Source organism: Corynebacterium sp. UMB10119B (genome assembly GCF_030228125.1).
GTDB lineage: Bacteria > Actinomycetota > Actinomycetes > Mycobacteriales > Mycobacteriaceae > Corynebacterium > Corynebacterium pseudogenitalium.
This window is the reverse complement of sequence record NZ_JASPBG010000001.1, coordinates 405,499-420,413: the sequence shown is the minus strand read 5'-3', so window position 1 is coordinate 420,413 and position 14,915 is coordinate 405,499. Positions and strand designations below refer to the sequence as shown.

The window sequence follows — 14,915 nt, the reverse complement described above, 5'->3', positions numbered from 1 at the left end:
CCCTACAGTACGTCGTTGAATGGATCCTCGGTAAACGTGTGCACGGGCTTTGGCTTCTCGACGGCCGCTACGTCACCAATCGGTGCTGCCTTTTCGATGGGCGAAGCTGCGTCGATAGGTCCTGAGGACTCGTCGTCGTCGAGGTCGAGCCAGTCCGGTCTGTTCCTGGCGTGGCGCTTGTCATTGATCCTGCAGAACTGGAATGCGCACTCGACGAGGAGTGTGATGGAGAGCGCCAGCGCGACCATCGAGAACGGGTCCTGGCCGGGTGTCATAAACGCCGCAAAGATAAAGATCCCAACGATGATGATCCGGCGCTTATCCTTTACCTGTTCATAACGAATGATGCCCGCGACGTTGAGCATCACGATGATGAGGGGGACTTCGAAGCTCACACCAAAGACGACGATGAGCCCGAGCAAAAAGTTATAGTAGCTCCCACCAGACAGTGCGCCAATCTGCACCTCGCTGCCCATCGTCATCAGGAAGTACAGGCCTTTGTCCAAAACAAAGTACGCAAGCATCGCCCCGGCCACGAAGAGCAGTACCGCAAGCGTCACAAACGTGAATGTGTACTGTTTTTCATTCTTGTGGAGCCCCGGCGTGATGAATCGCCAAATTTGGGTCAGCCACACTGGTGATGCCATGACGAGCCCAGCGAGCGCGCCTACCTTCAGCCGCAGCATGAACATTTCGAAGGGGCCCGTCGCTAAGAGACGACAATTGCCATCACCTGTGAAGTCTGCTCGAAGCTCAGTCGGGAGGTTGCAGTACGGGCCTCGAATGATTTCGCCGAGTGGGTACCAGTGAAAAGGCGCAGACTGATACCAAATGAATCCCACAACGGTGCCGACGCACACTGCGACGAGCGAGACGATGACGCGGCGTCGTAGCTCTTTCAGGTGTTCAACGAGCGTCATCTCGCCGGTAGCATTCTTTGGCTTCCGACGAAATCGACGACCTGCCTTTTGTGCAGGCGGAACTTGCTGTTGCCCCACTGAACTACGACCTCCAAGAATTCCTTAACAACAAACGCTACTGGCGGTGCTGGTTCTCAGGCGCGTCCCAAAAACTTTGCTGAGCGTTAGGGCCTGTTTGCTGCTGTGGATTCGATGGAGGAGCGATTTCTTTAGGTTCCTGGCTCTGCGCAGGCTGCTGCGGAGTAGCTTGTGCCTCGTCGTCGTTGCGCAGCTCCTTGACTTCAGACTTGAAGATACGGGCGGAGCGACCCATCGAACGTGCCAAGTCGGGAAGCTTGTTTGCCCCGAACAATAACAGCACGATGGCCAAAATAATGAGGATTTCCATCCAACCTAAATTCGGCATTGGATTCCTTTCACACTGCTTGGGTAGAGTCCTCCGCTATTCTAATGCCTCTAAGCCGGAAAACGCACGACGGCGTGCCTCAGCAGCCAGCTCTGGCGGACCGACGAGTTCGATGCGGTCTCCTTGGCTAAGGCAGAAACGGATAAGCCAGTCCGCGGACCCGTAGACCATGGTTGCCTCAATCCGTCCGTCATCATAGGCATCACCGATTTCGATTTCCCAGTAGTCCGCAAGCCATGTCGCATCGGAAGATACGAGTAGCGTGGCGATGTTTTCAGAGTCGAAGCCAAATGGGTCGGAGCCGTCGAACGTTTTGCCTACCGCAGAACGGTCGGCTGGAACTTCGGTCAACTGAGCTTCACGAATACGGTCAGTTCGGAAGCTCTTCTCCTCTCCTTCATCCAGCGCCGTGAAATAGGTGTGACCACCTTGGTGAAAGAACCGAATACCGGTCAACTGGCGCTCACGAAGCGTATCGGAGGAAGGCGAAAAGTATGTCACCTGCACTTGGACGCCCTGCTGCAAACCACTTTGAAGTATCCCCAGGATGGATTCTTGATCGCTTTGTTCCCCATCCGCATCAAGCACGGAGGTACTGCCAACTACAGCTCGCAACTTCTCTGCTGCAGAACTCAGCGCCGCTTGGTCGAGCAGGCCTGGCATGGTCTCGAATGAGTCGAGCAGCAGTAACAATGTGTTTGCCTCGGTTGGTGTGAGACGCAAGGGCCGACTCAAACCTTGGTCGTCAATGACGGTCACCTCGGTCCACGAATGTTTGAGATCAATCATCTCCCCGGGGCCATTGCCAACTCCCGTCAAATGGAGCATCGCCAAGTCGCTTTTCACCTGTTCCGCGTCAGTTCCGATGTCCCGCGCTATTTCCATTGGTGAACGATCTGGGTGCTGCGACAGGTATGACAACAGGTTTAAAAGCCGTGCCAGACGCACCTGGCGTTCGACTGCAGTGTTTTGCTTCATGCTTCAACTCGTTCCTGTCCTCGAAGCTGTTTGCGCAAGAGCGCAGATACCTCTTCGTGGATATCGGGCGGCGTAATTGAGCGCACATGCGGAGCAAGGCTCGCGAGAGTGCGCACGAGCCAGTCGCGTTCGACCCCACTGACAGCTATCCGGTCCAGACCCGCTGCAGAGCCTTCTGAGCGCTCTCCTTGCAGCGATAGCTCCTCGCCTACACCAGCTGAAATTTCCACCACGGCATCGGCAAGCGGGCCACGAAGTACGTTCTGAAGTACGTCACGCGGGTCCTTGGTGGCGTCGTGAAACGATGTCTGATTCTTCGACTTCCTGATGTTGCTCACCTTCATCAGTCTGAAGACGCGCTCCTGGCCGCGATCGCAGTCCCAACCAACAAGGTAAGTCTTGTTATTGAGAGGTACGACGCTCCACGGGTCGAGCGTTCGGCGCTGGAGCGACGTACCTGGAGCTGGCTGAAAATCGAACGTCATGCGGGTCTTGGTGCGTGCGCAAGCCAAGGCCGCCTTGAGTACATCAGGGTCGAGGTTGATGATGTCGTTGTCGACGAACGCAATGGTTGGGCTATCAAACATCCTGGTAACGCCAGATGCCGCGATCTTTGTCCAACCGGATCGCGCAAACGCGCCTAGGCGTCCCGCCTGGCTGAGATCAACTACGAGACCAAGCGCCGTTGCCTCCTCAACAGTGAGGTTGAGCGGCTCGAGTTCATATTTATCGTGTTCGATCCATGCCTCGCCTGCTCGAGTTTCTGCGGGCACGCCAACACGGCGAAGGTCGTCGACGTCGCGCTTAATCAGTTTCTCCAGGGCCTCTGGAGTTCGATCAGCGTATCCGTCGACGTGCTTGGCAATCCACTGCTGTGTCCTCGGACGCGGTGACCCCAGTAACGCGAACGCCAAGTTCAGCTGCCGGGAAGTCATTACATCACTACGTGTCATGATGCTCCTGCTGATGGTTGTCCACGATGTATTGGATCAAGGCGTCGACGTCAGCGTTCTCGGTTTCGAAGGGATCGAGAAGCTTGAGCGTTCGAGGCTCTGGACGGTTTACTTTCAGGTGCACCCAGTCGACGTTGTGCTCCGCGTTGTAGCCCCGAGCAGCTGAGAGGAACCTGCCCCGCAGCGCGGCGCGGGTCGTGGCAGGAGGCTGCTCAGCAGCCATTCGAATGTCCGTGTCGGTAGTCCAACGCGCCGCGAGGCCTTTGCGTTGCAGCAGGTAGAACAGACCACGCTCCGGGTTGATGTCGTGATAGGTCAAATCAATCTGTGCCAATTTCGGATGTGACCAGTCCGTGTCTAGTTTTTCACGAACCTGCTCTAAGAGCTTGTGTTTGATCACCCAGTCGATCTCTGTGTCAACCGCAGAGAAATCCTGCGTCTCGATTGCAGTCAGCACTCTTTGCCATAGCTCCACTACCCGACTGAGTTCCTCGTTTGAGGTTCCCTCGTCTGGCCGTTGTGTCAGCCATTTTGTGGCGGCGTCAAGAATCTGTTGCTGCACCGCGAGTGCTGTAACAGTTGAACCGTCTTTACAAGTAAGGAGCGTTTGGCCAGTCGGGTCGAGCGCAATCGCTCGAATATGCTTGATCGGATCTTCGAGCTCCACGTTCGGCATCGGGAAGCCAGCCTCAAGCATCTCAATGACCAGCTGCGTCGCGCCTACCTTGAGTGCGAACGTAGTTTCCGACATGTTGGCGTCACCGACGATGACGTGCATTCGGCGGAATCGATGAGAATCTCCGTGTGGCTCATCTCGAGTGTTAATGATGGGACGCGTGCGCGTGGTGGCAGATGAAACCCCTTCCCACACCTGGTCGGCGCGCTGGGACAGCACAAACTTGCCCTTATTGATCATTCCTGCGCCACATATTAGCTGTCTCGTAATCAAAAAAGGCAGGAGCTGCTTGCTAAATGACTTCAGGACGATTTCGCGACTCACCAGATAATTCTCGTGTGCACCGTAAGAGTTGCCCTGTGAGTCGACGTTGTTCTTAAACAGGTACACCTGGGCCGGAGTCCCCTCCTGTGCAAGGGCTTCCTCTGCATGCAGCGCAAGCTGGTGGTAGAGCATCTCGCCAGCCTTGTCGTATTGCAAGAGCTGCATCAGTGAGTCGCATTCTGGCGTCGCGATTTCAGGGTGCGCACCTACGTCGAGGTAGAGCCGAGAGCCGTTCTGGGTGAAGATATTCGACGACCGATAGCGCGAAACTACCGGCCGGAACAAGTAGCGCGAAAGCTCTTCCGGGCCAAGGATGGATTGCCCATGTGCGTAGGCGGCGAGCCCAAACTCCGTCTCTACCCCCATGATTCGGCGCGCATACAGCGCAGGGTGTTCGGAACTCATTGGCCACCTTTTTGAACGAATGAGCGCACAAACTCCTCAGCGTTCGTGTCAAGCAAGGCATCAATCTCATCGAGTAAATCGTCAGTGCCTGTCACCTCGACCTGGGCTTGGGCGCTGTTGCCTTCTTCATTCTGCGGTTCCGGGGTGTCTCCTCCACCGAACATTTGTTGCTGCTTAGACATGCTTATACCCTAGCGCGTTTAGCAGCTCCGATGCCGTTGTAGCGCGGTTGATGATTTGGGCAGTTTGCTCATACGTCCAGCCATTGACATCGTCGAGCGGCACGCGGACCATTCGATCCTCAATCCTGAAAACGATGGACTGCCAACTCGATGCCGCGATCTCTTCCCCAAACTTTTCGGTTACCTTGCCACGGAAGTATGCGCGGGAGTTTCTCGGCGGGTTCTTTGCTGCGTGAGCAATCTCCTCATCGCCTACTAGCGTCCGTATCGATCCTTTTCGGACGAGTGCGTGATACAGCGATTTCGCAGGATCTATGTCAGCGTACTGGATGTCGATCATTTTCAACTTTGGGTCGTCCGCGGCTACTCCTCGGTCCATGAACGAGCGCACAAGCGCCCACTTGGCCGTCCAATCAAGGCGATCCGCGGTGCGCAGTGGGTCGACTGCGAGATCATCGAGCACTTCAGCCCAAAGAGCGAGCACTCGCTTATCGACGTCCCCTTCGTTTGGCAGCCCCTGCACCCGATCTCGGATTTCCCGGAGCACCTCGATTGCTGTGCAGCGCCTACCGTTGGCAAGAAGTAGTTTGTGTGTGCACGTTGGGTCGTGGGAGATGCGTTGCAGCTCAGCAACCGGGTCCTGGATGGTGAGGTCCGAGAAGTCCACTCCAGCTTCGATTGCGTCGAGCACGAGTTTGGTCATGCCCATCTTCAAGAAGTTGGAGTACTGGCTCATGTTGGCGTCACCGATGATGACGTGGAGGCGTCGAAACTGTGTAGCGTCAGCGTGTGGTTCGTCGCGCGTGTTGATGATGCCTCGGTTCAGTGTCGTTTCGAGTGAGATTTCCTGCTCGAAGTAGTCTGCGCGCTGTGAAATCTGGAAACCGGCATGTTCACTTTCGCGCCCGATGCCAACTCGTCCGGCGCCAATGATGACCTGCCGAGTGACGAAGAACGGAATGAGCCCCTCTACCACCGCTGCGAAGTCAGTATGGCGTGAGTACTGGTAGTTTTCGTGACTGCCGTACGACTGGCCCTTGCCATCGACGTTGTTCTTGTAGAACTTAATGGGTGGGCATGGTGCAGCGCCGTCAAGCACCGAAATACCTTCGTCCCAGAGATCGCGGATGTCGTCCATGGACTGCCGCAGGTAGAGATCACCAGCGGCGTCGTACAGCATGGCGTCCCAGGCGTTATCAACTTCCGGGGAGGAGTATTCAGGATGGCCGTGGTCGACGTAATACCGAGCACCGTTAGTAGTCACCACATTAGCCACGCCAATCGCGTTTGGGTCGACAACAGGAACCGTCCGATAGCGTTGGAGGTCGTATCCGCGAGTATCCTTCAGCGGGTGTTCCTCCGCGTAGTCCCATCGGCTTCGAGCACTCGTATGCATCGCAGCGTATGCCACGACGGCATGCGTCGAGGTTATGAGCGGGCTGAGCGTCGGGTCGCTCGGAGTCGTGATGCCATACTCAGTTTCTGTTCCCATGAAACGTCCCATGGCTCACGACTGTACCGCGACGCTACCTCCCGTGCTGGTATTTACCAGCCGCGCTCAGCCAAGCGATGCGGCGCAGGCAGATCGCTGACGTTAATGCCAACCATTGCCTCGCCAAGGCCGCGTGAAGCTGCTGTGACTTCGGCGATGTCTTGCCAGTTGCGGGTTGCACGAACGACAGCTTCCGCGCGCTTCTCTGGATGCTCGGACTTAAAGATGCCCGAGCCGACGAAGACGCCGTCAGCGCCAAGCTGCATCATCAGAGCTGCGTCAGCCGGTGTTGCAACGCCACCAGCGGTGAACAGGGCAACGGGAAGCTCGCCGTGTTCAGCAACGTACTTCACCAGATCATATGGGGCTTGCAGCTCTTTCGCCGCGACGTAGAGCTCATCTGGGTTAGACGCTACCGTAGCCTGCAGCTGTGCGATTTGGGCTTTGATAGTGCGGATATGTTTCGTGGCCTCGGAGACATCACCAGTACCAGCCTCGCCTTTGGAACGAATCATGGACGCGCCTTCATTGATGCGGCGAAGTGCTTCACCCAAGTTTGTCGCACCGCACACGAAGGGGGTGTCGAATGCGTTCTTATCGATGTGGTTGACATAGTCAGCTGGGCTGAGCACCTCGGACTCATCGATGTAATCGATTTTGAGATGCTCCAAGATCGCGGCCTCGACCGTGTGTCCGATGCGCGCCTTTGCCATGACTGGAATTTCCACCGCGTCGAGGATCTCTTCGATGAGGTCGGGGTCGGACATACGCGCCACCCCTCCCTGGGCACGGATGTCTGCCGGGACTCGCTCAAGTGCCATGACGGCAACGGCGCCGGCATTCTCCGCAATCTTCGCCTGCTCTGCGGTCACGACGTCCATAATGACGCCGCCGCGCAAGCTGTTGGTCAACTCTGCATGTTTCGAAAAATCAGTCATGGGTTCCATCATGCGGTACGATCTGGACGATTACGAGGTCCAGTTTTACAGCAATATTTTGTACCAGTTGGTGAGTATGTTCTTTCCAGTCTCGCGTAACGCATCACTTTCACTTCCTGCCCAAATCGCAGCGCAAATCCGAACCGCGGTTGCCGAAGGCACACTGCGACCCGGAGACACCATCGCATCTACCCGCGAGCTTGCTGCCCAACTTGGCGTATCGCGTGGGACCGTGGTCAGCGCGTTCGATCAGCTCATCAGCGAAGGCTATCTGGATACCACGCAGGGAGCACCAACAAGGATTCATCCTGAGCTCCGAGTACCGAAGCAGTCGATACAACGGAGGCAAAGAGCATCCAACGAGGCGTCAACACCTGCAGTACTTTCGCTGGTCCCAACATCAGGTATCGACGGCATGATCCGCCCGGCAGCCTGGCACCGTGCATGGCGCGAAGCCTCATATTGCGTGCCGAAACAGGCCGACCCACAAGGCGAGCCGAAACTACGGACTGCAATCGCCGAGCACCTGCGAGTAGCTCGTGGGCTTCACGTTGCTCCGGAGGAGGTCATCGTCACCGGTGGGACCCGCGAAGGACTACTGCTCACGCTGATGTCTATTGGCAACAGCGTCCGAGTTGGTGTTGAAACTTCGGAGTCTAGCGGGCTTCGTTCCGTGATCGCTCTCGCAGGCCATGCGACGGTGCCCTGCCAATGTGACGACGAAGGCGTGTTGGTCTCGCAGCTTCCATGCGACATCGACGCACTGCTCATCACGCCAGCACACGTGCCGCCGTTTGGCGGTGTCATGACAGTACGCCGACGCGTTGAGTTACTCGAATGGGCATCGGCAACGGGTACGTTGCTCATCGAGGATGACTTCAACACAGAACTGCGCTACCGAACCGCTCCCCAACCGACACTGAGTGCTCTACCGAACTCAGGCAATGTGCTCACGCTCGGTACTTTCACAACGCTGCTGCACAAGCAGCTTTCCGCCGGCTACATCGTCACCACACCGGATACGTTTTCCTCGGTGCAAGAGACCCGGGAAGTGCTAGGAATGCCGGTGTCGACAGTTACCCAACACGCGATCGCGCACCTACTGACTGATGGCACCGTCCGGAAAAGCACCAAGGCGTTTCACACTAGGCTTGCGAAGCGGCGTCGACAAGTAACCCCACTCCTCGAGCGTATTGCCGAAGTCAGTGGTGCGAGCAACGCTGCTATGAGCAACACGAGTAGCGCTGACATTATCGTTGAGTTTTCTCATCAACGCGATCTGCAGCGCTTCAGGGAGCAGCTGAAATGCGCTGGCTGCGTTTGCGCGACCGGTGATTCAACTGGCGCTGGCGAAGACTGTTTTGCACTGCTCAGTTTCTCAACGCTGAGCGACCAAGACTTTGATGCCGCAACGCGCTCCCTCGCTGAGTTTCTAGGATGCTGACCTAGCGACGACCTCCACAGCGACCACTTGCTTGCCATGTCGACCGGCTAGGCGCGACCAAGTATCTGGGTCGGCAGTATTTGGCAGGTCCTCATTTTCCTGCTGCTCCGCGCGAACCGCCGCACGCAGGTGCTCCGCAGTAACGCCGGTATCTGACTCGCCGGAAATAGCGTCCTTGATAGCAAGCTTTTTGGCGCGGCTGACAATGTTCGCGATCATCGCACCAGACACAAAGTCAGAGTAATGCAACGTCTCCTCAGAGCCATCAATCAACCGGAGACGGACGAAAGGCCGCGGCGCAAACAACTCCTCGACGGCAATCTCAGAAAGCTCCTCGATAGGAGCTGCGTGAGGGACTTCAGGGCGTAAGTACCGGCCGAAGATATCGAGGGCCTCAGCTTTAGTCGGGCGTGAAATCCGCACCTTGATATCGAGGCGTCCAGGTCGGAGAATCGCAGGGTCAATGAGCTCTTCCCTATTCGTCGCGCCGATGACGATGACGTTCGAAATATCTTCTACGCCGTCAATCTCTGTGAGCAGCTGCGGCACAACTGTCGTTTCCATATCGGAGGACACCCCCGAACCGCGGGTACGGAAGATCGACTCCATCTCATCGAAGAAAATGATCACGGGGCGACCTTCCGAGGCGAGCTCCCTCGCACGCTCGAAAATCAGCCGGATTCTACGCTCGGTCTCTCCCACGAACTTATTCAGCAGCTCGGGGCCCTTCACGTTGATGAAGTGTGCCGACGCATCATGACCAAGCCGGTGCGCCAGCGAATTCGCGACCGCTTTCGCAATCAGCGTCTTACCGCACCCGGGCGGGCCGTACAGTAGCAGGCCCTTCGGAGGCTTCAAGTCATACTGCTGGTAAAGGTGAGGGTGCGCGAACGGCAGCTCAACCGCATCGTGGATGAGCTCAATCTGTTCTTGGAGCCCGCCGATGTCCTCATACGTCACATCGGGTACTTCTTCGAGTGAAAGCTGGTTCACCTCGGTCTTTGCAATGCGCTCAAACGCGAACTGTGCGCGCACATCGGTGAGCAACGTGTCACCGGCACGGCTTTCACGCTGTAGCTCGTCTGTAAGCCGTACGACGTGCTCCGTTCCCTGGATGTCTTGCACAATAGCGCGACCGGCGTCCAGCTTTTCAACGAGCGTAGCTAGCTGGCCCACAGCAGGATATTGGCAGACCTCGAGTACCACGCTGCCATCGCCAAGCCTCACCAGCGACCCCGGCTTCACTCGGTCGATCGCGATCGTTGGCGCGACCTTGACACGCATGTGCCGACCGCTTGTAAAGACTTCAGCGTCTGTTCCATTGCCAGTGGACGCAAGGAACAGGCCGTACGTCGAAGCTGGGTCGCCGAGGGACTCGACCTGTTCGTAGAGCTCTTGCAGCTTGTCCCGACTGGTTTTGAGCATGTCCGCAAGCTGTGCATTGCGCGCGCGGAGCTGCTGGTTGTCGCGTGTGAGTACCTGGACTTCGGGCAAGCGTTCAGTCATACAAGGAATCTTAGCGACGCGCGCGCCGTTGCGGACGAGGTGGTGTCACTCCGTCCGCGAGTCGGCGCGTCCACACGAGAAATGCAGTGTGCGCGTTCATACGGTGTTCTGGCCGAGTTGCCAGACCTTCGACCTTCCATTCACGCAGCAGGGTTTCCCATGCGCGAGGTTCCGTAAAGCACTTTGCCTCGCGGATGCCCTCCATAATGTTCATCAGCTGCGGGACGGTTGCCACGTAGGTCATGAAAACGCCACCGGGGATCAACACATTCTTGACGGTGTCGATGAAGTGCCACGGCTCAACCATGTCCAAGATCACGCGGTCAACTGGTCCACCAAGGTCCTCTTGAGTGACCTCACCGAAATCTCCCAGACGTGGTGTCCACCAATCAGGGCGACCGTTGAAGTAGTCCTCTACGTTGTCTTTCGCGAACTTCAGATGATCATCGCGGATCTCGTAGGAAAACACATGACCATCGGGGCCGACAGCACGCAAGAGCGACATCGTGAGAGCACCGGAACCTGCGCCGGCCTCCAACACGCGCGCACCCATAAAAATGTCGCCCTCGACAAGAATCTGAGCGGCATCCTTTGGATAAATGACCGCGGCGCCACGTGGCATAGATAACACGTGATCAACAAGCAGGTGCCTGAAACAGAGATAGTCCGCACCCAAGGTGGACTTCACCACCGAGCCTTCGTGCGCGCCGATGATGTCGTCGTGGCTGACAATCCCCTTATGTGAGTGAAACTGCCCTCCTTCAACGAGTTGGATGGTGAAGTGGCGACGCTTTGCGTCCGTGAGTTGGACTTTATCGCCAACGCGAAATGGACCTGAATACATGTTGTTCAGTATGCCTTACACTCGCGCATCCGTGTAAAAGGCGTGGAGCGCCTGTACAAACCACTTCATATCCTCTACCCCACACATTTCACGGGCGGAGTGCATCGAGAGCAACGGAACACCAACATCCACGGTAGGGATGCCAAGGCGCGTCGCGGCGATAGGTCCGATCGTCGAACCGCAAGGGACGTCGTTGTTTCCGACGAACACCTGGTTCGGCACACACGCCGCCTCGCAAGCGCGAAGCCACGTTGCCTCAGTTTCCGCGTCGGAGGCGTAGCGCTGATTTGCGTTCACCTTCAGGACAGGCCCGGCGTTCAGCAAGGGGCGGTGCGAAGGATCGTGCTTTGTTGCATAGTTCGGGTGCACCGCGTGAGCCGCGTCGGCTGAGATCATCGAAGACCTAGCGCAGAGGCTCAGGAAGTCATTGACCCCCAGCCCGGACGCGATTCGTCGTAGGAATCGCTCGAGTAGTGGGCCTGCTGCGCCCGTCGGTGAGTTTGAACCGACCTCTTCGTGGTTGAACGCGACGAGAACCAATACATCGGAATGTGTTGCCTCACGTTGGGCTTCAATCAGCGCTTCTAGGCTCGCCCACACGCTCGAAAGGTTGTCTAGCCTGCCTGCCATCAGCATGTCACCGATGACTGCACCTTCTTGCGTATCCACCGAGATCAGTTCATGTGCAACTACCTGCTCACCGTCGAGCCCGATCTGCTCAGCGATGATGTCTAGCAGCGGACGATCCACGCCGAGCACCGGCTGCGTGTGTTGTTGGCGCTCAACCGGAGGCGTATCCGCTCGGTACAAGTGAATTGCGAGGTTCGGGACCCGAGCAATCGGACCAGTATTTACCAAGTGGGTCTTCCCACTCGCGTCCACCACACGCCCCGCAAAGGCAAGGTCACGGTCGAACCAACTCTGCAAAATCGGCCCGCCGTAGACCTCAACTGCCACCTGATGTATCCCCTCTCCCTTAACGTCAGGCCTCGGCTTCACCATAAGCCCAGGGGAATCCGTATGCGACCCAACAATCCGAAATCGGCTGGTCTCGGAGTCAAACTCTTCGGGTATCCACCACGCTACGACTGCCCCTCCTTCGACGGCCACATGGCCACCCGGAGTTGCGGGAGATGCGGTGGAGCTGGCGTCGTCAAGAAATCCTTTGCCTACGAGCATCGAGCGAACTTGGCTAGCTGCGTGGAACGCGCTCGGGCTTGCGCTAAGAAATCGAAGAAACGAATCAATCGATGTAGTCATACGTGCGAGTCTAGCTCGAGAGAAACCACTAGGATAGGACGAATATGAAAGCGAAACCGTTAGCCCTGTCCCCCTCGCGCGCGTCCGACTACCAGCAGTGCCCACTGCTCTACAGGCTGCGAGCGATCGACAAAATCGAAGAACCCAAAACTGAACCCCAGGTCAAAGGCACCCTCGTGCATGCCGTCCTCGAGGAACTGTTTGGGATGGAACGCGAACAACGCACCTACCCTGCGGCGGTCAAACTCATCGTCCCCGCATGGCAGAAGATGTGCGAACAGGACCCCAGCGTTGCAGACCCCATCGAGGACGAACAACTGCTTTTTATCGACGCCCGCACGCTCCTACGCGGATATTTCCAGATGGAAAACCCACTTGGCTTTGACTCACACAAGCAAGAAATGTACGTCAATACTGTGCTGCCTAACGGTGTGCCCGTGCGAGGCTTCATCGACCGCGTTGACGTCGCGCCAACTGGTGAAATCAGGGTCGTTGACTACAAGACCGGCAAGAAACCACAGCCAAGGTTCTCACACGACGCGAAGTTCCAGATGCGCTTCTACGCACTGGTGTACTGGCGGCTTTTCAACGAAATACCTGATCAACTGCGGCTCATGTATCTCAAGGTGGCAGACTCACTCTTCCTTACCCCTTCAAGTGAAGAACTCGAGTACTTCGAGCGCGACCTCGGTGAACTTTGGGCCAAAATTACCCGTGACGGTGAAACCGGACAGTTCCGACCAAAACGTTCCAGGCTCTGTGATTGGTGTGCGTTTCAGGCGTACTGCCCGGAGTTCGGCGGGACGCCACCGCAGTACCCTGGGTGGCCGGGGTCCGCGGCGGATGTGGAGTAAACACCGCGACGGACCACTGCAGGTTAAAACTAGAATAGCCCCTTGATGTTGCCACTCGAGTCAACATCAATGTTGTTGGCTGCTGGTTTTTTCGGCAGGCCAGGCATTGTCATTACAGCACCAGTGAGTGCTAGTACGAATCCGGCACCCGTACGCGGAATGAGCTGACGCACATGCAGTGTGTGCCCCTCAGGCGCTCCGAGGCGAGAGGGGTCGTCGCTAAATGAGTACTGCGTTTTCGAGATACATACCGGTAGGGCATCTGCACCACTCGCACGCAAGTTCTCGAGGTCTTTCCGAGCCGCATCCGAGTACTGAACGTCTGCCGCGCGGTATACCTCGCGGGCAATCGTCTCGATTGACTGCTCGACACCTTCCTCCGGGTTGTACAGCGATGACGAAGCACCTTCGACCAGGTTGTCAAGGACCGTCTTTGCCAGCTTCTCGGCGCCTTTACCGCCATGCGCCCATACCTCGGCCTCTTCCAGTGCAACACCGAAATCCTTTGCCCACTTTGCCATCCAAGCGCGCTCGCGATCCGTGTCAGAAGTGAACAGGTTGAGCGCCACGACAGGGCGGACACCAAATTTACGAAGGTTTTCGACGTGCCGCTCAAGGTTCACAATGCCCTTCGCCAGCGCATCAATATTTTCAGCCTTGAGATCGGAGCGGTCAACACCACCGTTGTACTTGATAGAACGGATAGTGGCGACCACTACCGCGCCAGCCACGTCGAGGTCACCGTAATGTGACTTGATATCGAAGAACTTTTCCGCGCCGAGATCAGCCCCGAATCCTGCTTCCGTAAAGACGTAGTCAGCACACTTCTGTGCTGTCTTCGTGGCAATCAAGGTGTTGCAACCATGGGCAATGTTTGCAAACGGACCGCCATGGATAAATGCAGGAGTGCCACCCATGGTCTGCACAAGGTTCGGCTTCAATGCGTCTTTTAGCAGCGCTGTCATAGCCCCGGCTGCATTAAGCTCACCCGCAGTCACCGGCTTGCGGTCGTAGGTAAAACCGACAGTGATTCGTGCCAGGCGTTCGTGGAGGTCGTCAAGGTCGTTCGCAAGACCGAGGATTGCCATAATTTCCGAGGCCGCCGTGATCGTAAAACCAGTTTCCGTCGGCACACCATGCGCAGGCCCACCGAGACCAGTGACAACATTACGAAGGCAACGATCATTCACATCGAGGCAGCGCTGCCACGTAATACGGCGTGGATCGATGTTCAACTCATTTCCTTGGTGGATGTGGTTGTCAATCATCGCGGCCAATGTATTGTTCGCACTCGTGATGGCGTGAAAGTCTCCGGTGAAGTGGAGGTTAATGTTCTCCATCGGAACCACCTGGGAATAACCGCCACCAGCAGCGCCGCCCTTCAATCCCATCACAGGGCCGAGAGAAGGTTCCCGCAAAGCAACAATGGCGTTCTTGCCGAGGTTTGTAAACGCATCAGTTAAGCCAATCAGTGTGGTGGATTTCCCCTCCCCCGCTGGGGTTGGGGAAACACCTGTGACAAGAATGATCTTGCCTTGCTTATCGTCCTTGACAAGCGAGGGGTCGACCTTGGCCATGTACTTGCCATATGGAATCAGCGCATCTTCGGAAATACCGGCCTTGAACGCAATAGTGGAGATCGGTTCAAGCGTATGCGCTTGAGCGATCTCCACATCAGTTAGAACTTCGGACTTGGGGCTGTCGTGATGTTGTGTAGACATGCCCCTAGTTTA

Annotated in this window: 14 protein-coding genes; 2 read left to right on the top strand and 12 right to left on the bottom strand. The window is 56.8% G+C overall.

Annotation, left to right across the window (positions count from 1 at the left end; all coding sequences use genetic code 11):
• Nucleotides 1–2 precede the first annotated feature (2 nt).
• The 8 genes from tatC to pdxS form a co-directional block, all read right to left on the bottom strand.
• A complete protein-coding gene (gene tatC / locus QP802_RS02020; protein WP_252930891.1) occupies nucleotides 3–920 on the bottom strand; it encodes a twin-arginine translocase subunit TatC in 918 nt (305 codons plus the stop codon).
• Between the two features lie 115 nt (nucleotides 921–1,035).
• On the bottom strand, nucleotides 1,036–1,326 hold the full coding sequence (gene tatA, locus QP802_RS02015; RefSeq protein WP_284817498.1) for a Sec-independent protein translocase subunit TatA: 291 nt from the start codon (nucleotides 1,324–1,326) through the stop codon (nucleotides 1,036–1,038).
• A gap of 36 nt (nucleotides 1,327–1,362) precedes the next feature.
• Nucleotides 1,363–2,304: a helix-turn-helix transcriptional regulator gene (locus QP802_RS02010; RefSeq protein WP_284817497.1), complete on the bottom strand. Its 942-nt coding sequence runs from the start codon at nucleotides 2,302–2,304 to the stop codon at nucleotides 1,363–1,365.
• A complete protein-coding gene (locus QP802_RS02005) occupies nucleotides 2,301–3,257 on the bottom strand; it encodes a helix-turn-helix transcriptional regulator (protein ID WP_070477132.1) in 957 nt (318 codons plus the stop codon). Before QP802_RS02005 ends, QP802_RS02010 begins: the two co-directional genes overlap by 4 nt.
• Nucleotides 3,247–4,662 carry a Pup--protein ligase gene (gene pafA, locus QP802_RS02000; RefSeq protein ID WP_284817496.1) on the bottom strand — a complete coding sequence of 472 codons (1,416 nt, stop codon included), beginning with the start codon at nucleotides 4,660–4,662 and terminating at the stop codon, nucleotides 3,247–3,249. Before pafA ends, QP802_RS02005 begins: the two co-directional genes overlap by 11 nt.
• A complete protein-coding gene (locus QP802_RS01995; RefSeq protein WP_070362468.1) occupies nucleotides 4,659–4,844 on the bottom strand; it encodes a ubiquitin-like protein Pup in 186 nt (61 codons plus the stop codon). Before QP802_RS01995 ends, pafA begins: the two co-directional genes overlap by 4 nt.
• Entirely contained in the window at nucleotides 4,837–6,348 is a 1,512-nt protein-coding gene (gene dop / locus QP802_RS01990) for a depupylase/deamidase Dop (RefSeq protein WP_284817495.1), read from the bottom strand. The genes QP802_RS01995 and dop overlap by 8 nt, the downstream gene beginning before the upstream one ends.
• 41 nt (nucleotides 6,349–6,389) lie before the next feature.
• A complete protein-coding gene (gene pdxS, locus QP802_RS01985; RefSeq protein WP_369822092.1) occupies nucleotides 6,390–7,274 on the bottom strand; it encodes a pyridoxal 5'-phosphate synthase lyase subunit PdxS in 885 nt (294 codons plus the stop codon).
• 10 nt (nucleotides 7,275–7,284) lie between these two features.
• On the opposite strand from pdxS, the gene pdxR reads away from it, so the two are divergent.
• On the top strand, nucleotides 7,285–8,718 hold the full coding sequence (gene pdxR / locus QP802_RS01980) for a MocR-like pyridoxine biosynthesis transcription factor PdxR (protein ID WP_284817494.1): 1,434 nt from the start codon (nucleotides 7,285–7,287) through the stop codon (nucleotides 8,716–8,718).
• Here pdxR and arc read toward each other — a convergent pair.
• From arc to QP802_RS01965, 3 genes are read right to left on the bottom strand one after another with little or no spacing between them, the layout of a single operon-like run.
• On the bottom strand, nucleotides 8,707–10,224 hold the full coding sequence (gene arc, locus QP802_RS01975; protein WP_284817493.1) for a proteasome ATPase: 1,518 nt from the start codon (nucleotides 10,222–10,224) through the stop codon (nucleotides 8,707–8,709). The genes pdxR and arc overlap by 12 nt on opposite strands.
• A gap of 10 nt (nucleotides 10,225–10,234) precedes the next feature.
• Nucleotides 10,235–11,068, bottom strand: coding sequence for a tRNA (adenine-N1)-methyltransferase (locus QP802_RS01970; RefSeq protein WP_070477125.1), 834 nt, complete (start codon nucleotides 11,066–11,068; stop codon nucleotides 10,235–10,237).
• A gap of 15 nt (nucleotides 11,069–11,083) precedes the next feature.
• Entirely contained in the window at nucleotides 11,084–12,328 is a 1,245-nt protein-coding gene (locus tag QP802_RS01965; RefSeq protein ID WP_284817492.1) for a M18 family aminopeptidase, read from the bottom strand.
• A gap of 44 nt (nucleotides 12,329–12,372) precedes the next feature.
• Between QP802_RS01965 and QP802_RS01960 the strand changes: the two genes are divergently transcribed.
• On the top strand, nucleotides 12,373–13,182 hold the full coding sequence (locus QP802_RS01960; protein WP_070362462.1) for a RecB family exonuclease: 810 nt from the start codon (nucleotides 12,373–12,375) through the stop codon (nucleotides 13,180–13,182).
• A 29-nt stretch (nucleotides 13,183–13,211) separates the two neighbouring features.
• On the opposite strand, the gene QP802_RS01955 is transcribed toward QP802_RS01960, so the two are convergent.
• Nucleotides 13,212–14,903, bottom strand: a complete 1,692-nt coding sequence (locus QP802_RS01955) for a formate--tetrahydrofolate ligase (protein WP_284817491.1) — start codon at nucleotides 14,901–14,903, stop codon at nucleotides 13,212–13,214.
• Between the last annotated feature and the right edge of the window lie 12 nt (nucleotides 14,904–14,915).